This window comes from Brevibacillus composti (assembly GCF_016406105.1).
GTDB classification, from domain to species: Bacteria; Bacillota; Bacilli; order Brevibacillales; family Brevibacillaceae; genus Brevibacillus; species Brevibacillus composti.
Genome location: NZ_CP066308.1, coordinates 242,405 through 263,921, shown reverse-complemented (window position 1 = coordinate 263,921; position 21,517 = coordinate 242,405). Strand labels below are relative to the sequence as shown.

Genomic DNA, 21,517 nt, shown 5'->3' with positions numbered 1-21,517 from the left:
GAACTTATCGTCGACACGTTGGACGACAATTCCGAAGCGACCGTTGTGCCTCAGCTACGCCCTTGTAAAAATCTCATAGCCATCTTCCGTAATCGCGATGGTGTGTTCAAAATGAGCACATCTTTTCCGATCCACTGTTACAACCGTCCAATTGTCCTCCAAAGTGCGGACATAACGTTCGCCGGCATTGACCATTGGTTCGATTGCCAACACCATTCCCGGTTTCAACCGCGGCCCCCGGTCTGGCGGCCCATAGTTGGGAACCTGAGGATCTTCGTGCAAGTTTTGCCCGATCCCATGCCCCACATACTCGCGGACGAGAGTGAAGCCAGCTGCTTCTGCGTGGACCTGAATCGCGTGGGAAATATCGGACAGTCGCGCACCAGGCATCGCCTTTTCCAGGCCCTTGTACAACGACTCTTCCGTTACTCGCAGCAAACGTTGATCTTCTTCTGTAATCTGGCCGACCGGATACGTCCAAGCAGAGTCACCGTGAAATCCTTCAAACTGTGCACCAATGTCGATGCTGATGATGTCCCCTTCTTGCAACGCCCGTTTCCCTGGGATCCCGTGTACGAGTTCTTCATTGACTGAAGTACAGATGCTTCCTGGAAAGCCTCCGTAGCCTTTAAACGATGGAATGGCTCCCATGCTGCGGATAAAGGTTTCGGCGAATTCGTCTAGTTGCTTCGTCGTTACGCCAGGCTTGATCGCCTTAGCCAGTTCTTGATGGGTGAGTGCGACTATCCGACCGGCTTCGCGCATTACCTCAAGTTCTGCTTTCGACTTTAGGATGATCATTCACTCTACCCTCGCAACAAAGACTTGATCTCTTCAAACACTACCTGAATATCCTGCTCTCCATCGATGTTACGCAGGAGGCCTTGCTCCGTGTAGTAATCGATCAGCAGCTGTGCCTGGGCAATATTTACGTCGAGGCGCTGCGTAACCACTTCCAGTTTGTCGTCATCACGCTGGAACAGCTTGCCGCCATCCTTGTCGCAAATCCCCGCCACTTGCGGAGGGTTGAACAGGGTGTGATAGCTTGCGCCGCACACAGGGCAGATCCAGCGGCCAGTCAGGCGATCAATCAGAAGTTCACGGCGTACATTGATATTGATGACATGATCGATTTCACGTCCCAATTCTTTCACTGTCGCCGTCAACGCCTCAGCCTGCGGGACGGTACGAGGGAATCCATCGAGGAGAAAACCCTTTGCGCAGTCGTCCATTGCCAGGCGTTCCCGCACGATTCCGATGACGACCTCGTCAGGGACGAGCTGGCCTTGGTCCATGTAGGATTTGGCCTTCAGTCCGAGCGGCGTTTCGTTTTTGACCGCTGCCCGGAACATGTCGCCGGTGGAGATGTGCGGGATGTTAAATTCTTTTACGATCCGTTCTGCCTGTGTGCCTTTGCCAGCGCCCGGCAGACCCAACAAAATTATATTCACGTTCATTCCCTCCGTCCCATCTGAAAAGCTCAACGCACCTGATGACGGAGCCGTATCTGGCGGTCAGTTTGCTTTTCAACTACCTCGGTTACTTAATGAACCCTTGGTAATGGCGCTTGATCATTTGGCTTTCAATCTGCTTCATCGTATCCAGGGCGACCCCGATCACGATCAAGAGAGACGTGCCTCCAATATAGATCTGTTGGGGCAGGTTGGCCAGCTTGCTGAAGAAGAATGGCAATATGGAAATTGTCATCAAGAACAAGGCGCCAGCCAATGTCAGACGGTTCAAAGTACGGGTAATGTACACCTCGGTGTTTTTACCGGGCCGGATACCTGGAATGTAACCGCCGTTTTTCCTCATATTCTCCGCCAGTTGCACAGGATTAATCTGCACAAAGGTGTAGAAATACGTGAAACCGATAATCAAGATCGCATAGAGCGTCATCCCAAGCGGTGCGCTAGGTTGAAAATGCGTATAAATCCAGTTGGCAATCCCCGTTCCGGATCCATCCACCCAGAACTGTGCGATGGTCGACGGGAAAATCACGAGAGAGATGGCGAAGATGACAGGAATCACACCAGCAGAGTTGATTTTCAGCGGAATGTGAGTGGATTGACCACCGTACATTTTGCGTCCAACCACGCGCTTGGCATATTGCACTGGAATCTTGCGCACACCTTGCTGCATGAAAATAACACCGACGATAATCGCGATGATTACCAGCAGGATAATCACCATTTTCACGATGGCAAAGAACACGTTCTGAGCAGGATCAGTAAACTGCGTTGTGTAAATCGTAGTAATTGCATTTGGCAGGTTTGCTACGATACCGGCAACGATGATGATCGAGATCCCGTTTCCGATGCCCTTTTCAGTAATTTGTTCCCCCATCCACATCAGGAAAGAGGTTCCTGCAGTCAGGGTAAGTGCGATCAGCGCATAGCTGCCGATCGACGTATCCTGGAGCAGTCCCGGAGCCATGTTGTTAAAACCAATTGTCATCCCCACAGACTGGATCAGAGCAAGAACGATGGTGAAGTAGCGTGTAACCGTCGCGATCTTGCGCCGGCCCACCTCTCCTTCACGAGCCCATTGCGTAAACTTGGGTACAACATCCATGGACAGAAGCTGCATGATAATCGATGCCGTAATGTACGGCATGATTCCCATTGCAAAAATCGAGTAGTTTTGCAGGGCGCCACCCGAGAAGGTGTTTAACAACCCCAGCAAGTGGTTCGTGTTCTGCTGAAACAACTCGACATTCACGTTAGGGGCAGGGACGAAACTCCCGATTCGGAAGACGACCAACATCATGAGCGTAAAGAAAATCTTACGACGGAGGTCGCCAATTTTAAAAATGTTAGTCAAGGATGCTAACAATTAGATCACCTCGGTTGTTCCACCGACTTGAGCGATCTTTTCAGCAGCTGCATTGGAGAACTTGTGCGCTTTTACGGTCAGCTTCACGTTCAGTTCACCGTTTGCAAGAACTTTTACACCGTCACGCAGTGCGCTGATGACACCTGTTTCTTTCAACAGCTCAGGTGTAACCACGGTGCCTTCTTCAAAGCGGTTCAATGCATCCAAGTTCACTACCGCATATTCCTTGCGGCTGATGTTGGTGAAACCGCGCTTCGGCAGTCGACGGAACAGCGGGTTTTGACCACCCTCAAATCCTGGACGTACACCACCGCCGGAACGAGCGTTTTGACCTTTATGACCTTTACCAGCTGTTTTACCCGTGCCGCTACCAATACCGCGACCAACGCGCTTACGGGTGTGGCGGGATCCTTCTGCAGGTTTCAGTTCATGCAATTTCATTCCTTGCACCTCCTAACCGTATAAAATCAACGTTTACGCTTCTACTTCTTTCACTTCAACCAGGTGCTTCACTTTGAAGACCATGCCGCGGATCGCTGCGTTGTCTTCTTTCACCACAGAGTGGTTGATTTTACGGAGACCCAGTGCTTTGACCGTTTCTTTTTGATCGACAGTGCGGCCGATCAGGCTGCGCTTGAGGGTAATTTGCAATTTTGCCATGTCATTTCCCTCCTTATTAACCCAACAACTCGTCAACAGTCTTACCGCGCAATTTCGCGACGTCTTCCGCTGTTTTCAGACGGCTGAGGCCTTCCAGCGTAGCGTTGACCATGTTGATGGGGTTGTTGGAACCGAGAGACTTGCTGAGTACGTCTCCTACACCGGCAAGCTCCAGTACGGCACGTACAGGTCCACCTGCGATTACTCCAGTACCTTCCGAAGCCGGTTTGATCAGAACTTTACCGGAACCGAAGTGGCACAACACTTCATGAGGAATGGTTGTTCCTTTCATCGGTACACGGATCAGTTTTTTCTTAGCGTCGTCAATCGCCTTGCGAATGGCATCCGGTACTTCTTGGGCTTTCCCCATACCAGCGCCTACGTGACCGTTGCGGTCGCCGACTACCACAAGCGCGCTGAAGCTCATACGACGTCCACCTTTAACCGTTTTCGCAACACGGTTAACGGCGACAACTTTTTCTTCCAGCTCTAATTTGCTAGAGTCGATACGCATTCCTTTCCCTCCTTGTTGCTAGAATTGCAGGCCAGCTTCACGAGCTGCTTCTGCGAGTGCTTTAATGCGTCCATGATAAATGTATCCGCCACGGTCGAACACGACATCGTTCAGACCTTTTTCTTGTGCACGTTTTGCAATCAGTGTACCTACTGCAGCTGCCGCTTCCACGTTCGCACCGTTTTTCAGGCCCAGCTCTTTATCCAGAGAGGATGCTTGTGCCAGTGTAGTACCGGTAGCATCGTCGATTACTTGAGCATAGATGTGCTTGGAAGAACGGAATACGTTCAGACGCGGACGTACAGCAGTACCAGCCAGGCGCTTGCGAATGCGCAGATGGCGTTTTTTCCGAGCTTTGTTTTTATCAGCTTTGGTAAACATTACGCGGCCTCCCTTCTCATAAAACTACGAAGCTTATTTACCTTTTTTACCCTCTTTGCGGCGAACCACTTCGTCGCTGTACTTGATCCCTTTGCCTTTGTACGGCTCAGGTTTGCGGAGGGCGCGAATTTCAGACGCGAGTTGGCCTACGCGCTCTTTATCGATACCTTTTACGATCAGCGTGGTTTGGTTCGGCACTTCGATTTCCAGACCAGCTTCCGGTGTTACTTCAACTGGATGAGAGAAACCGAGGGAAAGTGTAACGCCATTACCTGCTTTGGCAGCACGGTAACCTACACCTACCAGCTCCAGTGTACGAGTAAAGCCTTCGGATACGCCTTTTACCATATTCGCAACCAGGGCACGAGTCGTACCATGGAGAGAGCGGTGCAGCTTGTTGTCGCTCGGGCGTTCTATGTTGACTTCGTTTTCGCTAATGTTGATAGTGATATCCGGATGGAAGTTACGAACGAGTTGACCCTTAGGGCCTTTTACCGTCAGCTCCGTACCGTTCAGAGTGAGGGTAACGCCTGCAGGGACCACGATCGGTTTTCTACCGACACGAGACATGTGGTGCACCTCCTGTGCTATTTCAATCAGTAATTACCAAACGTATGCGAGAACTTCTCCGCCTACGTGAGCTTGGCGAGCTTGCTTGTCGGTCATTACGCCCGCGGACGTAGAGATCAGGGCTACACCCAGACCGCCAAGAACTTTTGGAATCTCATTGCTTTTTGCGTACACGCGCAGACCCGGCTTGGAGATACGCTTCAGACCGGTGATAACGCGCTCATTGTTCGCACCGTATTTCAAGAAAACACGGATGATCCCTTGTTTGTTATCTTCAACGAACTCGGCATCACGGATGAAACCTTCTTCTTTCAGGATGCGAGCAATTTCTTTTTTGATAGTGGACGCCGGGATCTCCACTTTCTCGTGGCGAACCATGTTGGCGTTGCGAATGCGTGTAAGCATATCAGCGATTGGATCAGTCATAACCATGAGAGAGAACCTCCTTCCCGTTTCAAATTACCAGCTTGCTTTTTTCACGCCAGGGATTTGGCCTTTATAAGCAAGTTCACGGAAGCAAATACGGCAGAGTTTGAATTTGCGCAAAACGGAGTGAGGACGTCCGCAGCGCTCACAACGAGTGTAAGCACGCACCGCAAACTTCGGCTTCCGTTGTTGCTTGATGATCATTGATTTCTTTGCCACATTCTTCCCTCCTTACGATGGGGATTTATTTACGGAATGGCATACCCATTTGAGTCAGCAGTTCACGAGCTTCCTCGTCTGTTTTCGCGGAAGTGACGATTACGATGTCCATACCGCGAACTTTGTCGATTTTATCGTACTCGATCTCCGGGAAGATCAGCTGTTCTTTCAGACCGAGCGTGTAGTTGCCGCGACCGTCGAACGCTTTGGAAGATACACCGCGGAAGTCACGAACACGCGGAAGAGATACGTTCATCAGCTTGTCGAGGAAGTGGTACATACGCTCACCGCGCAATGTCACTTTCGCACCGATTGCCATACCTTCACGCAGTTTGAAACCGGCGATGGAGTTCTTCGCACGAGTAACTACTGGTTTTTGACCAGAGATCGTTTGCAAATCTTCCACAGCAGAGTCCAGCGCCTTGGCGTTGCCTACCGCTTCACCAACACCCATGTTGATTACGATCTTCTCTACTTTCGGCACCTGCATGATGGAAGAATAGCCGAACTTGCTCATCAGGCCAGGCACGATTTCTTTTTGATATTTTTCTTTCAATCTTGCTGCCATCTAGGACATCCTCCTTTCCAATCTGACTACTTGTCGATAACCTCGCCAGATTTTTTTGCGTACCGAACTTTTTGGCCGTTATCCAGTACCTTGTAACCGATACGTGTTGCTTTGCCGGACTTCGGATCGATCAAGGAAACGTTGGATACGTGAATCGGTGCTTCTTGCGTTACAATGCCGCCTTGCGGATTGGTTTGGGACGGACGAGAGTGCTTCTTGATCAGGTTGATACCTTCTACCAGGACGCGGTCTTTTTTCGGGTAAGCAGCGAGAACGCGACCTTTTTTACCCTTGTCTTTACCCGTTATTACGATAACAGTGTCGCCTTTCTTAACGTGCATCGCTTGGTGCACCTCCTATCGAGCAAACTACCAGAGTATTTCCGTTCAATTAGATAACCTCAGGAGCCAGGGAGATGATCTTCATGAAGTCTTTTTCACGAAGTTCACGTGCTACCGGTCCAAAAATACGAGTACCACGAGGAGATTGATCATCCTTGATGATTACCGCTGCGTTTTCGTCGAAACGGATGTAAGAGCCATCCGGGCGGCGAACGCCACGCTTGCTGCGAACGACAACCGCTTTAACTACTTGGCCTTTCTTGACAACGCCACCGGGTGTAGCGGATTTGACGGAGCATACGATAACATCACCGATGTTCGCCGTTTTGCGACCGGATCCACCCAGAACCTTGATGCACATCAGTTCTTTTGCACCGGAGTTGTCAGCAACAGCCAATCTCGATTGAGTTTGGATCATTTACTGTTCCTCCTTTCGGATGTGTTTACCCGAAAATCTGAGTTATACAATGACTGCCTCTTCAACGATACGAACCAAGCGGAAGCACTTGTCCTTGGACAGTGGGCGAGTTTCCATGATTTCCACGATATCGCCGATTTTCGCAGAGTTGTTCTCGTCGTGAGCCTTGAACTTTTTGGAGTATTTCACACGTTTGCCGTACAGCGTGTGTTTTTTGTAGGTCTCAACCAGGACAACGATGGTTTTATCCATTTTGTCGGATACAACGCGACCTACCATGGTTCTACGCATTTTGCGTTCTGCGGTCATGTTCGAACCTCCTTCCTGTTATTAGCCGATCCCTAATTCTCTTTGGCGCAGGACGGTTTTCGCACGAGCAATATCCTTACGCACTTGTTTAATGCGAGACGTGGTTTCGAGTTGACCAGTAGCCAGCTGGAAACGAAGGTTGAACAGCTCTTCTTTCAAGGAAGCAACGTTTTGTTCGATCTCGGCAGTGGTCAGATTGCGGAACTCATTAGCCTTCATGTGCGTCACCACCCACTTCTTCCCGCTTCACGAACTTGCACTTGATAGGCAGTTTGTGCATTGCCAGGCGCATAGCCTCGCGAGCGACTTCTTCGGATACGCCAGCAAGTTCAAACATGATCTTGCCAGGCTTTACTACCGCAACCCAGTACTCAGGAGAACCTTTACCGGAACCCATCCGTACTTCAAGCGGCTTTTGCGTTACTGGTTTGTCAGGGAAAATTTTGATCCATACTTTACCGCCACGGCGGATGTAACGAGTCATCGCAATACGGGCAGCCTCGATTTGGCGGTTGGTTACCCATGCTGGCTCGAGAGCTTGCAGACCGTATTCACCGAAAGCAACAGTGGTACCGCCTTTTGCGTTACCAGCCATTTTTCCGCGGTGCTGTTTGCGGTGTTTCACGCGTTTTGGCGTTAACATGTTTATTTGCCTCCTTCCTCAGTCGCTACGTTCTTTCTCGTAGGAAGGACTTCTCCACGGTAGATCCACACTTTTACGCCGATGCGGCCATAAGTGGTGTGTGCTTCGGCTGTACCGTAGTCGATGTCAGCACGGAGCGTATGAAGCGGAACAGTACCTTCGCTGTAACCTTCAGAACGCGCAATGTCAGCTCCGCCAAGACGACCGCTGACCAGAGTTTTGATTCCTTTTGCACCTGCGCGCAGCGTACGAGTGATCGATTGCTTTTGCGCACGGCGGAAAGAAATACGGTTTTCCAGTTGACGAGCGATATTTTCAGCTACCAGCGTAGCATCCAGATCAGGTTTTTTCACTTCGTTGATGTTGATGTGTACACGCTTGCCAGTCAATTCGGTGAGAGATTTGCGCAGAACTTCAACTTCTGAGCCACCTTTACCGATTACCATGCCAGGCTTAGCGGTGTGAATCGTAACGTTTACGCGGTTAGCTGCACGTTCGATTTCGATGGTAGAAACAGCAGCATCTTTCAGACGCCCTTTTACAAATTTGCGGATTCTCAGGTCTTCGTGCAACAGAGCTGCGAAGTCCTTGTCAGCGAACCATTTGGACTCCCAGTCGCGGATAATGCCGATGCGAAGACCTACCGGGCTTACCTTTTGACCCACACGTAATCCCTCCTTATTTCTCGTTTAGTACCACGGTGATGTGGCTGGTGCGCTTGTGGATGCGGCTTGCGCGACCCATCGCACGCGGGCGGAAACGTTTCAATGTCGGACCTTGGTCCACAAAGATTTTTCCTACAACAAGTCCGTTCGGATCCATTTCATAGTTATGCTCAGCGTTAGCGATCGCCGATTTCAGGAGTTTCTCCACTACCGGAGAAGCAGCTTTCGGCGTATGTTTCAGGATCGCCAGTGCCTCACCTACTTGCTTTCCTCGGATCAAGTCCACAACCAGGCGAACTTTGCGAGGGGCAATGCGAATATAGCGAGCAACAGCTTTAGCTTCCATCTTTGTACCTCCTCTCTGTCAAGAGAAAATTAGCGCTTCTTGGATTTCTTGTCGTTGTCGACGTGACCCTTGAAGGTACGAGTTGGTGCAAATTCACCCAGTTTATGACCCACCATATCTTCTGTTACGTAGACCGGTACATGTTTGCGGCCGTCATAGACAGCAAACGTGTGTCCTACGAACTCAGGGAAAATGGTGGAGCGACGAGACCAGGTTTTCACCACGCGTTTTTCGTTCTTTTCGTTCAGAACTTCAACTTTTTTCATCAAGTGATCATCTACGAAAGGACCCTTTTTCAAACTGCGACCCATGTGTGAACCTCCCTTCGCCAAAGGCGTTCGGTTATTGTCTCACCCTGCCTTACTTCTTGCGGCGACGGATGATATATTGATCGGATTTGTTTTTCTTCTTGCGGGTTTTGAGGCCCAGAGTCGGTTTGCCCCAAGGAGTAACAGGCGCTTTACGTCCGATCGGAGCGCGACCTTCACCACCACCGTGCGGGTGATCGTTCGGGTTCATTACGCTACCACGCACAGTTGGACGGATACCCAACCAACGGGAACGGCCAGCTTTACCAATGTTCAGGAGCTCGTGGTCGATGTTGCCCACTTGACCGATGGTTGCGCGGCATACGTTGTGGATGCGGCGAGTTTCACCGGAGGACAGACGAACGATAACGAAGTCTCCGTCACGACCCAGCAATTGAGCGGAGGAACCAGCTGCGCGAACCAATTGTCCGCCTTTGCCAGGCTTCAGCTCGATGTTGTGAATCGTCGTACCTACTGGAATGTTTGCCAGCGGCAGTGCGTTACCAGTTTTGATGTCAGCATCAGGACCGGAAACGATCTCATCGCCAACTTTCAGGCCATGCGGAGCGATGATGTAGCGCTTTTCGCCGTCCAGATAGTTGATCAGAGCGATGTTTGCGGAACGGTTTGGATCGTATTCGATCGTAGCTACGCGACCTACGATGCCATCCTTGTTCCGTTTGAAGTCGATAATGCGATATTTGCGTTTATGACCGCCACCGTGATGACGAACGGTAATTTTCCCGTGATTGTTGCGTCCAGCTTTCTTGCTAAGAGGCGCCAACAGGGATTTTTCGGGAGTCGATGTGGTGATCTCCTCGAATGTAGAAACCGTCATTTGGCGACGACCAGGAGAAGTCGGTTTAAACTTTTTGATACCCATTTAAAATTCCCTCCTTTTCGGTAGTCGTCGTGGTTATACGCCTTCGTAGAAAGCCAGCTCTTTGCTGTCTTCTGTCAGCTTCACAATCGCTTTTTTCCACTCAGAGGTGTAACCGGAATATTTGCCGTAGCGCTTTGGTTTCGCAGGCACACGCACGGTGTTGACTGCTTCCACTTTTACGCCGAAAACTTTCTCAACGGCTTGCTTGATTTCTGTTTTGTTGGCTTTGAGCGGCACTTCGAATACGTACTTCTTCTCAGCCATCATGTCTGTGGTGCGCTCCGTAATGATAGGGCGCTTGATAATGTCGTGAAGGCTCTTCATTAGGCGAGCACCTCCTCTACTTTCGCAATCGCATCTTTCGTTACGATTACTTTGTCGGCCGAAACCAGATCCAGAACGTTAATGCCAGCTGCATCAACCATCTTCGTGCCTGGGATGTTGCGGGAAGAGAGCGCTACGTTTTGATCGAACTCGGAGGTTACGATCAGCACTTTGCGATCAGCTTTCAGGTTGCTGAGAACAGCAGCCATGTCTTTGGTTTTTGGAGCGGCGATGTTCAGCGCATCCAGCACCAAGAGTTCGTTGTTTTGAACCTTCGTGGACAGCGCGGATTTCAGCGCCAGACGACGAACTTTACGGTTCAGTTTGTATCCGTATTTGCGTGGGGTTGGTCCGAATACGACACCGCCACCTTTCCATTGCGGAGAGCGAATGGAACCTTGACGAGCGCGACCGGTGCCTTTTTGACGCCACGGTTTGCGACCGCCACCACGAACTTCAGAACGGTTCTTTACGTCATGCGTACCTTGGCGTTGGGACGCTTGTTGCATAACGATTGCATCGAAAAGAACAGCGTTGTTAGGCTCGATGCCGAATACACTGTCAGCCAGTTCAATTTCGCCTACTTGCGAACCAGCTTGATTGTAAAGAGCTACTTTTGGCATGTCAGTTCCTCCTTTCCTTACTATTTCTGCTTGACAGCCGTAGAAACAAGAACGACGCTATTTTTCGGGCCAGGCACGGAGCCTTTCACCAGAATCAGGTTGCGATCCGCATCTACCTTGATCACTTCCAGGTTTTGAATGGTTACGTTGTCGCCACCCATTTGACCTGGCAGGGATTGACCCTTAAATACGCGAGCCGGGTCAACCGCACCGAGAGAACCTGGGCCACGATGGTAACGGGAACCGTGAGACATCGGACCGCGGCTTTGGTTGTGACGTTTGATTGCGCCTTGGAACCCTTTTCCTTTGGTTACGCCGGCTACGTCAACAGACTCTCCTGCGGCAAAAATATCAACTTTCAACTCTTGACCTACCTCGTACTCGCCGAGGTTAACTCCGCGAATTTCGCGAATGAAGCGCTTAGGTGCAGTGTTCGCTTTCGCTGCGTGTCCTTTTTCAGGCTTGTTGGCGCGATGTTCTTTTTTGTCTTCGAAACCGATTTGGATAGCTTCGTATCCATCGTTGTCTTGATCCTTCTTTTGCAGTACTACGCAAGGACCTGCTTCGATGACGGTAACAGCGATCGCCGTGCCGTTCGGACCAAAAACTTGGGTCATACCAAGCTTTCTGCCTAAGATTCCTTTGGTCATTTGTGCCACCTCCTGTGCTTATCTCCACATGCTTTACTGTTGTATCAAGGTCCCTGCCGATGCGCAGGGGCGCCGTTTACGGGGTATGAAGACTTGATAGATCGCGCTTGTTAAGACAACGCGTACGTGTGTATCGTATTTGAACCTTACAGTTTGATCTCGATGTCAACGCCGGACGGCAGATCCAAACGCATCAGAGCGTCTACCGTTTGTGGTGTCGGATTCAAAATGTCGATCAAACGCTTGTGAGTGCGCATCTCAAACTGTTCACGAGAATCTTTGTACTTGTGAACCGCACGCAGAATTGTGTAAACTGCTTTCTCCGTCGGAAGCGGAATTGGACCGGATACATTGGCACCGGAACGCTTGGCAGTTTCTACAATTTTCTCAGCGGACTGATCGAGGATTTTGTGATCGTACGCCTTTAAACGAATGCGAATCTTTTGTTTTGCCATTTTAGTCCCTCCTTTTTCGCCCATTTTCTGAAACGGACATTTCTCCGTGGAAATATCCTGCACCCCGGTCATGGCAAAGGGGCCGGGTGTGTCAGCAACCTCCCACATCATCGCAAGTCCATGACCAACATTCAATATTGTACTAAAATGTAATGGGCAACGCAAGCTTTTTCTCGGTTATCCATACATTTTTTGTACATGGGAGCCTTTTGAGCTCACTTTGTCCATATTACTGATTTCTCTTGCCAAAGGCAAGCGGGATTCGCTTCCAAACCGTATTTGTTCTATTTATAGTAGAGGAAAGACGGTATACTGAAAAAATAGCTTACCCAAAAGGAGGATACCTACCGTGTCCGATACCGATAGACTCGTCACCCCCTATGAGCAGATCGGAGGGGCAGAGACCCTCTCCCGTCTGGTCGATACCTTTTACGATCTGGTCAAAGAGCACCCCGACCTGGCTCCTCTTTTCCCCGAGGATTTTACCGAGGTGAAAGAGCGGCAGTACCAATTCCTCACCCAGTTTCTCGGCGGCCCCACGCTGTACAGCGACAAGCACGGCCACCCGATGCTTCGCGCGCGCCATATGCGGTTTCCGATCGGTCCCACTCAGGCAGAGGCTTGGCTGGCTTGCATGAAAGAAGCAATGGATCGCATCCAGCTCGAGGGACCGCTTCGCGAGCAGATTTTCGAACGCTTGCGCCTCACTGCCTATCACATGGTCAATCGCTGGGATACAGAAAAAGCGTAGGGAACTCTCCCTACGCTTTTGTCATCACATCTGATTTGGATGAAACGGGTCTCACCGCGATCTGCCTGGAGCCCAGATACACACCCGCGATGATCATGACCAGCGCCAGCAAATGCAGAAGCTGCAGCCTCTCCCCGAGAAAGAGTGCGGCAAACAACAGGCTGGCCATCGGCATTCCATTGAGGAAGACGGCGGTTCGGCTCGCTCCCAGCTGACGGATGCCGTAGTTCCAGCCGATGGAGCCGAGTGCGGAGGAGAGCCCGCCTGATGCAAAAATCACCAGCCATTGAAAAGGAGTCACTTCCATCGATAGGTAGTAGGACAAGGGCTGATCGATCAGTGCCGTCGTCCACAGGCAGGCGACACCGACCATTTGCGAGGCTGCAGTGATCAGCAGGACCGGCACGCCCCGCGTCGTCAGCTTGCGAATCAAAATTCCCCCGGTTACATACATCAGCATGGAGAAGAACATGATCAGATCTCCTGCGCCGTTCACCTGGACCGCTCCGTGCTGCGATATGACCACCAGCAGCACACCGCTAAATCCGATGCCAATCCCGATCGCTTTTCGCCAGTTCATCCCCTCGCCAAGCAGAAACATAGCCAGCAGCGCGGTCGCCAGTGGGTTCAACCCCAGGATGAGGGATGCGTTTCCGGCAGTGGTAAAGCCCACACCATAGGCCAGTGTGATCTGGTGAAGCGCAATGGAGCTGATCCCCACGCCGGCGATCAACAGCCAGTCCGTTCCTTTCAACTTCATCTGATGCCGATACTTCCACAAGATGGGACTTAAAAAGAGCCCTGCTACGGTCATGCGGATCGCTGCTACGTACAGCGGCGGAAACGTCGTCAGGAATTTGACCATGACCACGTTAAGGCCCCAAAACGTAACGACGCCGGCCAGCATGAGGTATAAAAGACGTTCATCATTTTTCATGACAGGCACTTCTCCCGTTCTGCATTTCGCCAGATCGTTACTCGTAATTGTAGCATAGGTCTGCCTGCCGCTTTATTTCGATTTTTTGATTGCTCTGATTTAGAAATGAAATGAAAGCTTATCCGGATTGAGAATAAGGTAGAGCGCTGCGATTTTTCCCTCTTTCAGGTGCATGGTGTTTACGCTGTACACCTGCTCTCCCCTGTAGACGATGACTCCCCATTCTCCATTGATGTTGGCCAGCTCCATGCGGACCGTAGGGGGAGCTTTTTTGGCGACCCCCAGCAAAAACGCAATCACGTTCTTGCTCGTCACAATCGGCCGCAGCGCCGCTCTCACTTTGCCTCCGCCATCCGAGTACAGGATGACATCGGGGGAAAGCAGCTTTAGCAAAGTGGCCGAGTCCTCCGTCTCAACCGCCTTGAGAAACGTCTCAAACAGAACTTTTTGCTGCTCGTAGTCCATTTGCATATCGGGCATCTCCGGCGTCAGCTTCTGCTTGAGCCGACTGAATATCTTGCGGCAGTTGGCCGGCTCTTTGCCGGTGATTTCCGCGATCTCGTCATAGGAAAAGTCCAGCACTTCTCTCAAGATAAAGATCGCTCTCTCCACGGGAGACAGCTTTTCCAGCAAGGTGAGCAGAGCGATAGACATTTGATCCTGCTGGATGATTCTCTCCTCGGGATCCAGAGCGGCTCCCTGAAAGAGAATCGGTTCGGGAAGCCACGGCCCTACATAGACCTCACGCTTCTTCTTTGCGGACCGAAGGAAGTCGATGCAGCGATTGGTCAGAATCTTGCATAGCAGCGCTTTCTCATTATGAATCCGCTGCGGATTCCACTGCCCGATCGAGAGAAAGGTGTCCTGGACGAGATCCTCTGCATCCGCCACGGTGCCCAGCATCCGGTAGGCAATGGAAAAAAGAAGCGGTTTGTACGTCACATACAGCTGCTGCGTATCCACTGTACTGTTCTCCTCTCGCTTTGCATTGAGGAAGATGGCTCCTGCTGCCCCTTTTCTTTCTCAGTCGACTATTGTCGACTGTTTCTACTTCTCGAGACGAATGAGGGACCCTTCTTGTGACATATACGACCCGGCATAAGCAAAAAACCCGACAGCCTGAGCATGTCGGGTTTTTCTTGAATCAATTACTCGATGATGGAAGCAACTACGCCAGCGCCTACTGTACGGCCACCTTCGCGGATCGCGAAGCGAGTACCTTGTTCCATCGCTACAGGAGCGATCAGTTCAACGGTGAACTCAGTGTTGTCGCCAGGCATTACCATCTCAACGCCTTCTGGCAGTTGGATGATACCGGTTACGTCAGTGGTACGGAAGTAGAATTGTGGACGGTAGTTAGCGAAGAAAGGAGTGTGACGTCCACCCTCTTCTTTGGACAGAACGTAAACTTCTGCTTTGAACTTGGTGTAAGGCTTAACGGAACCTGGTTTCGCCAAGCATTGTCCGCGCTCGATGTCTTTACGCTCAACACCGCGCAGCAGCGCACCGATGTTGTCGCCAGCTTCTGCTTGATCCAGCAGTTTGCGGAACATCTCAACACCCGTTACAGTTGTTGTTTTGGTTTCTTCAGCCAGACCAACGATTTCTACTTGGTCACCAACTTTAACGATACCGCGCTCTACACGACCGGTAGCAACAGTACCACGACCAGTAATCGTAAATACGTCCTCAACTGGCATCAGGAAAGGTTTGTCAGTTGCACGCTCTGGGTTCGGGATGTAGCTGTCAACAGCTTCCATCAGTTCCAGTACGCGTTGAGCCCATTCGCCTGTTGGGTTGTCGAGAGCTTCTTTAGCGGAACCTTTGATTACTGGGATATCGTCGCCTGGGAACTCATATTGAGAGAGCAGGTCGCGGATTTCCATTTCAACCAGTTCCAGGAGCTCTTCATCGTCAACCATGTCGCATTTGTTCATGAATACAACGATGTAAGGAACGCCTACTTGGCGGGACAGCAGGATGTGCTCGCGAGTTTGTGGCATAGGACCATCAGCAGCAGATACTACGAGGATCGCGCCGTCCATTTGAGCAGCACCGGTAATCATGTTTTTCACGTAGTCAGCGTGACCAGGGCAGTCAACGTGAGCATAGTGACGGTTAGCTGTTTCGTACTCAACGTGGGAAGTGTTGATAGTGATACCGCGCTCTTTTTCTTCTGGAGCGTTGTCGATGGTGTCATAAGCCATAGCTTTTGCGCCACCAGCTTGAGCCAGAACAGTTGTGATCGCAGCAGTCAGAGTAGTTTTACCGTGGTCAACGTGACCGATGGTACCGATGTTTACGTGCGGTTTATTCCGCTCAAATTTTTCTTTAGCCATGAGAGTGAGCCTCCTTAAAAATAAGGGTTTTTATAGAGTGAAGAAAGGTTTACCCTATCAACGGTTTTACCCTATCATATTGTAAACCTTTCTCGTTTCAAGATAAAGCCTGAGCGAGAGAGAATTACTCGCCTTTGGATTTCTTGATGATGTCGTCCGCGATGAACTTCGGCACTTCTTCGTAATGGTCGAGAACCATGGAGTAAGTACCGCGTCCTTGGGTACGGGAACGAAGTACAGTGGAGTAGCCGAACATCTCGGACAGCGGTACCATCGCACGGATGACTTGTGCGTTTGCACGAGCTTCCATACCTTCGATACGGCCGCGGCGGGAGTTCAGGTCACCCATCACGTCGCCCATGTACTCTTCTGGAACCGTTACTTCAACCTTCATGATTGGCTCGAGCAGAGTCGCGCCACATTTCTTCGCAGCTTCTTTCAGCGCAAGAGAACCTGCTACTTTAAACGCCATCTCGGAGGAGTCGACATCATGGTAGCTACCATCAACGATGGTCGCTTTGATGTCAACCAGCGGGAATCCGGCAAGAACACCATTTTTCATGGCTTCTTCGATACCTGCTTGTACCGCTGGAATGTATTCCTTCGGCACCACACCACCGACGATTTTGTTTTCGAATTCAAAGCCTTTGCCTGGCTCAAGCGGAGCGAACTCCACCCAAACGTGACCGTATTGACCACGACCACCGGACTGGCGAACGAATTTCCCTTCGACTTTGGCCGCATTGCGGAAAGTCTCGCGGTAAGCAACCTGCGGAGCGCCTACGTTCGCTTCTACTTTAAATTCGCGTCTCATACGGTCAACGATGATCTCCAGGTGAAGCTCACCCATACCGGAGATGATGGTTTGACCAGTTTCTTCGTCTGTATGCGTTCTGAACGTTGGATCCTCTTCAGACAGCTTGGCGAGGGCAACACCCATCTTGTCTTGGTCTGCTTTGGACTTCGGCTCGATCGCGATGTGGATAACCGGATCAGGGAACGTCATGGACTCCAAGATTACCGGAGCTTTCTCATCACAGAGCGTGTCGCCTGTAGTGGTGTCTTTCAGACCTACAGCCGCAGCGATGTCACCGGAGTAAACCGTTTGGATCTCTTCACGGTGGTTCGCGTGCATTTGCAGGATACGTCCGATACGCTCGCGCTTGCCTTTTGTGGAGTTAAGCACGTAGGAACCGGAGTTCAGGACACCGGAGTACACGCGGAAGAAGGTCAGGCGGCCCACATACGGGTCAGCCATGATTTTGAACGCCAGTGCGGAGAACGGACCATTGTCGTCTGCCGGACGCTCTACTTCTTCTTCTGTGTCAGGAAGCGTACCTTTGATCGCCGGAATGTCGATCGGAGATGGCAGGTAAGCAACCACGTTGTCCAGCATAGGCTGAACGCCTTTGTTGCGGTAGGAAGAACCGCACATTACCGGGGTGATGCGGCATTCGATGGTACCTTTGCGGATCGCTGCACGAATTTCATCGTTGGTCAGCTCTTCGCCTTCCAGGTATTTCATCATCAGCTCTTCATCCTGCTCGGCTGCAGCTTCAACCAATGCCATACGGAGCTCTTCGCACTTCTCTATCAGTTCAGCCGGGATTTCCGCTTCGTCAGAAGTTTTGCCCAGGTCGTCTGTATAGATGATGGCTTTCATTTCGATCAGGTCAACCATACCTTTGAACTGATCTTCTGCTCCGATTGGATACTGAACGGCTACCGGGTTTGCACCCAGGCGCTCACGGATTTGTGCCAAGCACATATCGTAGTTCGCACCGATAATATCCATTTTGTTGATGTAGCACATACGAGGAACACCATACCGGTCAGCTTGGCGCCAAACGGTTTCGGTCTGAGGCTCAACGCCGCCTTTTGCGTCAAAAACGGTTACCGCACCGTCGAGAACGCGCAGGGAGCGCTCAACTTCTACAGTGAAGTCTACGTGGCCAGGCGTATCGATGATGTTGATTCGATGGCCTTTCCATTGAGCGGTCGTCGCAGCCGAAGTAATGGTGATACCGCGCTCTTGCTCTTGTTCCATCCAGTCCATCGTGGCAGCACCTTCATGGGTTTCACCAATCTTGTGCACGCGACCGGTGTAGAACAGAATACGCTCAGTGGTGGTCGTCTTACCGGCATCAATGTGTGCCATGATACCGATGTTCCGCGTATTCGCTAAAGAGAACTCGCGAGCCATTGGGTATGCTCCTTCCATACTCGAATGTAAGAATATGCGGGTATCCGATTCGAACACCCGCCTAAAATACTACCAGCGATAGTGTGCAAACGCTTTGTTTGCTTCAGCCATCTTGTGCGTGTCTTCACGTTTCTTCACTGCTGCACCTGTGTTGTTCGCAGCATCCATGATCTCGTTCGCCAGACGTTGTTCCATGGTTTTCTCACCGCGAGTGCGGGAGTAGTTCACCAGCCAACGCAGGCCGAGAGTCGTACGGCGCTCAGGTTTTACTTCGATCGGTACTTGGTAGTTGGCACCACCAACACGACGAGCTTTAACCTCCAATACAGGCATTACGTTTTTCAGTGCTTCTTCAAACACTTCCATCGGGTTGCGGCCAGTGCGCTCCTGAATAATGCCAAATGCATTGTACAGGATATTCTGGGCAACACCGCGTTTGCCATCCAGCATCAAGCGGTTGATCAGACGAGTAACCAGCTTGCTGTTGTAAATCGGATCAGGCAGTACGTCACGACGGGTAACAGGACCTTTCCGTGGCATCGTATTCCCTCCTTCTGCATCAAATTTACTTTTACGCCCCCATCATGAGGCGATTATTTTTTTGCTGCTTGGCCGGCCTTTGGACGCTTCGTACCATATTTGGAACGGCCTTGTTTGCGGTTGTTCACACCAGCAGTGTCAAGCGCACCGCGAACGATGTGATAACGAACCCCTGGCAAGTCTTTTACACGACCGCCGCGAACCAGCACGACGCTGTGCTCTTGCAGGTTGTGGCCAATACCACCGATGTAAGCAGTAACCTCGATACCGTTGGTCAAACGCACACGAGCGTATTTACGCAACGCGGAGTTTGGTTTCTTCGGAGTCATGGTACCCACACGAGTGCAGACACCGCGTTTTTGAGGAGAGCTCTGGTTGGTTTGAGCCTTTTTGAAGCTGTTGTACCCCTTTTGCAGAGCTGGGGACTTCGACTTCACAACCTTGTCCTTGCGACCTTTGCGCACCAATTGGTTCATTGTAGGCATGGATGTTACCTCCCTTCTTATTACCCAATCTCAAGACCACAGATCCAGGTGAGTCATCTTTGGTCAAATAGAAAGTCTTTGTTTACGCAGCCAACCCAAAGGTGACTGCAAACAAAAACATCGTTAACCACTTTTCTTTATCGCGGCAGTTGCCGCTCCCACTTCGATCCCGCACGCTTTTCCCAAGCGGCGCATGGATTCGACGCGGATGACTGGCACACCCTTCTCTTTGCAAAGAAGCTCAACTTTCTGGGTCAGCCGCTTGTCAGCATCTGCAGCGATGTAGACGGCTTCGACCTGTTGTTGTTCGACGGCCTTCATCGTCTGCTTGACTCCGATCGTCAGCTCCTTGGCCCTCTCTACTTTTTCATAAGACATGATGATCATATCCTCCAAAGTACAGATGTCAGGCACACTTGAATATAATATCAGGTAGGCCCGTCAAAGTCAACTTTTTTTCTCGCAAAAAGAACGGCGCGCCAGCCTGTTCCGGCGAGCCGTTCTTTTCCGTCTCTATTCTATCAAGGAAGCGAAACTTCCTCAACGCCGATTTCTTCTTGAAAGTGATTGTCATAGGCCGTAATCCGCAGCTTTTGCGAGCGATCCAATTCAAAAGTCAGTTTGATGCGGTTCAAATCCTGCATCTTCTGCAGCTGCTTGATTTGCATCCGGTATTTGATTTCTTTGCCCGCTTTGATGATGGGCACAAATTGGCCGCTGCCGTCACTGACCATCGGCCTGATTTCGATGCTTTGCTGATACGGCTTCGTCGTGGCAATGCCCACCGTCCTCTTCACCGGAAACTGATCATCGCTCTTGATCATCACAAACGTGCTCTGATCGTAGTGGCTGTAGATTCCGAAGCTTTGGTTGACGACGTCCGTGACGCGGATTTCTCCATCCTCTTCGTCGTAACCGTAGCCGGCATTCCCCCGGCAAATGCTCGTCTGCATGTATTTATCGGAACGAATGGTGGCGTTTGGCATGAGCGTCTCGATCAGATCCAGCACATAGGGAACCTTGCTGCTTCCGCCGGACAGAAACACGGTTTCGATCTTCTCCAGGCCGACATCGTGCTTTGCAGCCAACTCCTCGCCGAGCTCGACAATCGCCTGCCGGATTTTTCGCCAGACGACCTCCGCCCGCTTCTCAAACTCCTGTTTGGTAAGCAGCACATCCCTGATCCCCACGGTATCCATCTGCGGGAGCAAACTCGGAATCGACATGACATACTCATCCCGCCTGCTCAATTCGATCTTCATCATCTCCGCGAAACGCTTCAGCAGCTTGTACGGAGACATGTCGCGAAACTTCTCCAGCCGTTTTTCATCCTGGAAAATCGCCAGATCGAGCTGCTCGCAGACCGGGTTTTTCTGTTCCTTTCCTTGCTCGATAAAGTATTGGATGATGACCTCATCCAGATCGTCACCCGCTACCTCGATCTTCTTTTTGACGAGCACATTGCCCTGTCCCCATCCCGCGGCGTCATGGCTGTCTTCCCGTTTCATGACCGCCAAATCCAGCGTTCCGCCGCCGAAATCATAGACGAGAATCAGGTCGGACTGAATCGGTTGCACCTTTTCGTAAAACCAAAGAATGGCGATCGGTTCATCCACAAACCAAATCCTGTCGGGGGTAATCCCCAAACGGCTGCATGCGTGCTCCATCAGATGCTTTTTATCCTCGCCGTACTCGACCGGAATGCTCAAAACCAGTCTCTCGATTTTGTCGACCGGGATTCCGGCGCTGATCAGCAGCTTCTCGATAAAAATCGAGACCAGCTCTCCCCCGCTGTATACCTGATTGTCGATGGTCACTTCATAGTCGGGGTTTTTCAAGATACGCCGCTTCAGGGAGGAAATCAACCGGTTCGGATCGACGCGCCCGTCCGGTTGGCCTCCGATGGTCACTTCGCCGTTGGGGTGGACCAACAGAGTGGTTCTCATCAATTCTCTCTCTTTGCGTTCATTGTTAAAGCCGCCTTCCAGCTCAAGGCAGCGAGGAACCACGATCTGTTTGCCTCCCAGCTTGCGGGGATTCTTGATCTCTTCCGGACCGATCACGGCTACCGAACTGTTGGTCGTCCCGAAGTCAATTCCGACGTAGTACATGCTGTCATCCTCC

The 21,517-nt window shown here is 51.1% G+C and carries 33 protein-coding genes; 1 reads left to right on the top strand and 32 read right to left on the bottom strand.

All coding sequences use genetic code 11. From position 1 onward, the window contains the following. Positions 1 to 54: 54 nt before the first annotated feature. The 24 genes from map to rpsJ form a co-directional block, all read right to left on the bottom strand. A complete protein-coding gene (gene map, locus JD108_RS01475) occupies positions 55 to 801 on the bottom strand; it encodes a type I methionyl aminopeptidase (RefSeq protein ID WP_198828272.1) in 747 nt (248 codons plus the stop codon). Positions 802 to 806: 5 nt separating this feature from the next. Beyond that, complete coding sequence (locus JD108_RS01470; protein WP_198828271.1) at positions 807 to 1,451, bottom strand: adenylate kinase; 645 nt, start codon at positions 1,449 to 1,451, stop codon at positions 807 to 809. A gap of 88 nt (positions 1,452 to 1,539) precedes the next feature. Further along, positions 1,540 to 2,835, bottom strand: a complete 1,296-nt coding sequence (gene secY, locus JD108_RS01465; RefSeq protein ID WP_198828270.1) for a preprotein translocase subunit SecY — start codon at positions 2,833 to 2,835, stop codon at positions 1,540 to 1,542. Further along, positions 2,836 to 3,276, bottom strand: coding sequence for a 50S ribosomal protein L15 (rplO, locus tag JD108_RS01460; protein WP_198828269.1), 441 nt, complete (start codon positions 3,274 to 3,276; stop codon positions 2,836 to 2,838). A gap of 33 nt (positions 3,277 to 3,309) precedes the next feature. Then, positions 3,310 to 3,495 (bottom strand): 50S ribosomal protein L30, encoded by a 186-nt coding sequence (gene rpmD, locus JD108_RS01455; RefSeq protein ID WP_198828268.1) that lies wholly within the window; start codon positions 3,493 to 3,495, stop codon positions 3,310 to 3,312. Positions 3,496 to 3,511: 16 nt separating this feature from the next. Beyond that, the gene (gene rpsE / locus JD108_RS01450) at positions 3,512 to 4,009 is read right to left on the bottom strand and encodes a 30S ribosomal protein S5 (protein ID WP_198828267.1); all 498 of its coding nucleotides are present in this window, start codon (positions 4,007 to 4,009) and stop codon (positions 3,512 to 3,514) included. A gap of 18 nt (positions 4,010 to 4,027) precedes the next feature. Further along, on the bottom strand, positions 4,028 to 4,390 hold the full coding sequence (gene rplR, locus JD108_RS01445) for a 50S ribosomal protein L18 (RefSeq protein ID WP_198828266.1): 363 nt from the start codon (positions 4,388 to 4,390) through the stop codon (positions 4,028 to 4,030). A 33-nt stretch (positions 4,391 to 4,423) separates the two neighbouring features. After that, positions 4,424 to 4,960, bottom strand: coding sequence for a 50S ribosomal protein L6 (gene rplF / locus JD108_RS01440; protein WP_198828265.1), 537 nt, complete (start codon positions 4,958 to 4,960; stop codon positions 4,424 to 4,426). A gap of 33 nt (positions 4,961 to 4,993) precedes the next feature. After that, positions 4,994 to 5,392 carry a 30S ribosomal protein S8 gene (gene rpsH / locus JD108_RS01435; protein ID WP_198828264.1) on the bottom strand — a complete coding sequence of 133 codons (399 nt, stop codon included), beginning with the start codon at positions 5,390 to 5,392 and terminating at the stop codon, positions 4,994 to 4,996. A 27-nt stretch (positions 5,393 to 5,419) separates the two neighbouring features. Then, positions 5,420 to 5,605: a type Z 30S ribosomal protein S14 gene (locus JD108_RS01430; RefSeq protein WP_122906764.1), complete on the bottom strand. Its 186-nt coding sequence runs from the start codon at positions 5,603 to 5,605 to the stop codon at positions 5,420 to 5,422. A 25-nt stretch (positions 5,606 to 5,630) separates the two neighbouring features. Continuing rightward, positions 5,631 to 6,173, bottom strand: a complete 543-nt coding sequence (gene rplE, locus JD108_RS01425) for a 50S ribosomal protein L5 (protein ID WP_198828263.1) — start codon at positions 6,171 to 6,173, stop codon at positions 5,631 to 5,633. Between the two features lie 26 nt (positions 6,174 to 6,199). After that, positions 6,200 to 6,514: a 50S ribosomal protein L24 gene (rplX, locus tag JD108_RS01420; protein WP_198828262.1), complete on the bottom strand. Its 315-nt coding sequence runs from the start codon at positions 6,512 to 6,514 to the stop codon at positions 6,200 to 6,202. A gap of 49 nt (positions 6,515 to 6,563) precedes the next feature. After that, a complete protein-coding gene (rplN, locus tag JD108_RS01415; RefSeq protein WP_198828261.1) occupies positions 6,564 to 6,932 on the bottom strand; it encodes a 50S ribosomal protein L14 in 369 nt (122 codons plus the stop codon). Positions 6,933 to 6,974: 42 nt separating this feature from the next. Then, positions 6,975 to 7,241, bottom strand: a complete 267-nt coding sequence (gene rpsQ / locus JD108_RS01410) for a 30S ribosomal protein S17 (RefSeq protein ID WP_198828260.1) — start codon at positions 7,239 to 7,241, stop codon at positions 6,975 to 6,977. Positions 7,242 to 7,262: 21 nt separating this feature from the next. Continuing rightward, positions 7,263 to 7,460, bottom strand: coding sequence for a 50S ribosomal protein L29 (gene rpmC / locus JD108_RS01405; RefSeq protein ID WP_198828259.1), 198 nt, complete (start codon positions 7,458 to 7,460; stop codon positions 7,263 to 7,265). Continuing rightward, positions 7,450 to 7,884 carry a 50S ribosomal protein L16 gene (gene rplP / locus JD108_RS01400; protein WP_198828258.1) on the bottom strand — a complete coding sequence of 145 codons (435 nt, stop codon included), beginning with the start codon at positions 7,882 to 7,884 and terminating at the stop codon, positions 7,450 to 7,452. The genes rpmC and rplP overlap by 11 nt, the downstream gene beginning before the upstream one ends. Positions 7,885 to 7,886: 2 nt before the next feature. Then, positions 7,887 to 8,549, bottom strand: a complete 663-nt coding sequence (gene rpsC, locus JD108_RS01395) for a 30S ribosomal protein S3 (protein ID WP_198828257.1) — start codon at positions 8,547 to 8,549, stop codon at positions 7,887 to 7,889. Positions 8,550 to 8,562: 13 nt separating this feature from the next. Next, positions 8,563 to 8,895: a 50S ribosomal protein L22 gene (gene rplV / locus JD108_RS01390; RefSeq protein ID WP_003391974.1), complete on the bottom strand. Its 333-nt coding sequence runs from the start codon at positions 8,893 to 8,895 to the stop codon at positions 8,563 to 8,565. A gap of 29 nt (positions 8,896 to 8,924) precedes the next feature. Then, complete coding sequence (gene rpsS, locus JD108_RS01385; RefSeq protein ID WP_198828256.1) at positions 8,925 to 9,206, bottom strand: 30S ribosomal protein S19; 282 nt, start codon at positions 9,204 to 9,206, stop codon at positions 8,925 to 8,927. A 49-nt stretch (positions 9,207 to 9,255) separates the two neighbouring features. Then, on the bottom strand, positions 9,256 to 10,086 hold the full coding sequence (gene rplB / locus JD108_RS01380) for a 50S ribosomal protein L2 (RefSeq protein WP_198828255.1): 831 nt from the start codon (positions 10,084 to 10,086) through the stop codon (positions 9,256 to 9,258). A 33-nt stretch (positions 10,087 to 10,119) separates the two neighbouring features. Further along, a complete protein-coding gene (gene rplW, locus JD108_RS01375; protein WP_198828254.1) occupies positions 10,120 to 10,410 on the bottom strand; it encodes a 50S ribosomal protein L23 in 291 nt (96 codons plus the stop codon). Then, complete coding sequence (gene rplD, locus JD108_RS01370; protein WP_198828253.1) at positions 10,410 to 11,033, bottom strand: 50S ribosomal protein L4; 624 nt, start codon at positions 11,031 to 11,033, stop codon at positions 10,410 to 10,412. The genes rplW and rplD overlap by 1 nt, the downstream gene beginning before the upstream one ends. Positions 11,034 to 11,053: 20 nt before the next feature. Continuing rightward, positions 11,054 to 11,683 carry a 50S ribosomal protein L3 gene (gene rplC, locus JD108_RS01365; protein WP_198828252.1) on the bottom strand — a complete coding sequence of 210 codons (630 nt, stop codon included), beginning with the start codon at positions 11,681 to 11,683 and terminating at the stop codon, positions 11,054 to 11,056. 146 nt (positions 11,684 to 11,829) lie between these two features. Further along, on the bottom strand, positions 11,830 to 12,138 hold the full coding sequence (gene rpsJ / locus JD108_RS01360; RefSeq protein WP_003333796.1) for a 30S ribosomal protein S10: 309 nt from the start codon (positions 12,136 to 12,138) through the stop codon (positions 11,830 to 11,832). Between the two features lie 349 nt (positions 12,139 to 12,487). On the opposite strand from rpsJ, the gene JD108_RS01355 reads away from it, so the two are divergent. Beyond that, positions 12,488 to 12,889, top strand: coding sequence for a globin domain-containing protein (locus JD108_RS01355; protein ID WP_198828251.1), 402 nt, complete (start codon positions 12,488 to 12,490; stop codon positions 12,887 to 12,889). A 10-nt stretch (positions 12,890 to 12,899) separates the two neighbouring features. On the opposite strand, the gene JD108_RS01350 is transcribed toward JD108_RS01355, so the two are convergent. From JD108_RS01350 to JD108_RS01315, 8 genes are all read right to left on the bottom strand, one after another. After that, positions 12,900 to 13,826, bottom strand: coding sequence for a DMT family transporter (locus JD108_RS01350; RefSeq protein WP_198828250.1), 927 nt, complete (start codon positions 13,824 to 13,826; stop codon positions 12,900 to 12,902). 99 nt (positions 13,827 to 13,925) lie between these two features. Beyond that, positions 13,926 to 14,789, bottom strand: coding sequence for an RNA polymerase sigma-70 factor (locus JD108_RS01345; RefSeq protein WP_198828249.1), 864 nt, complete (start codon positions 14,787 to 14,789; stop codon positions 13,926 to 13,928). 185 nt (positions 14,790 to 14,974) lie between these two features. Then, positions 14,975 to 16,165, bottom strand: a complete 1,191-nt coding sequence (tuf, locus tag JD108_RS01340; RefSeq protein WP_198828248.1) for an elongation factor Tu — start codon at positions 16,163 to 16,165, stop codon at positions 14,975 to 14,977. Between the two features lie 124 nt (positions 16,166 to 16,289). Next, entirely contained in the window at positions 16,290 to 18,368 is a 2,079-nt protein-coding gene (gene fusA / locus JD108_RS01335; protein ID WP_198828247.1) for an elongation factor G, read from the bottom strand. Between the two features lie 69 nt (positions 18,369 to 18,437). Then, positions 18,438 to 18,908, bottom strand: a complete 471-nt coding sequence (gene rpsG, locus JD108_RS01330) for a 30S ribosomal protein S7 (RefSeq protein WP_198828246.1) — start codon at positions 18,906 to 18,908, stop codon at positions 18,438 to 18,440. A gap of 53 nt (positions 18,909 to 18,961) precedes the next feature. Then, complete coding sequence (rpsL, locus tag JD108_RS01325; protein WP_198828245.1) at positions 18,962 to 19,393, bottom strand: 30S ribosomal protein S12; 432 nt, start codon at positions 19,391 to 19,393, stop codon at positions 18,962 to 18,964. A 123-nt stretch (positions 19,394 to 19,516) separates the two neighbouring features. After that, positions 19,517 to 19,771, bottom strand: a complete 255-nt coding sequence (locus JD108_RS01320; protein WP_198828244.1) for a 50S ribosomal protein L7ae-like protein — start codon at positions 19,769 to 19,771, stop codon at positions 19,517 to 19,519. Positions 19,772 to 19,914: 143 nt separating this feature from the next. Next, entirely contained in the window at positions 19,915 to 21,504 is a 1,590-nt protein-coding gene (locus JD108_RS01315) for an Hsp70 family protein (RefSeq protein WP_198828243.1), read from the bottom strand. Between the last annotated feature and the right edge of the window lie 13 nt (positions 21,505 to 21,517).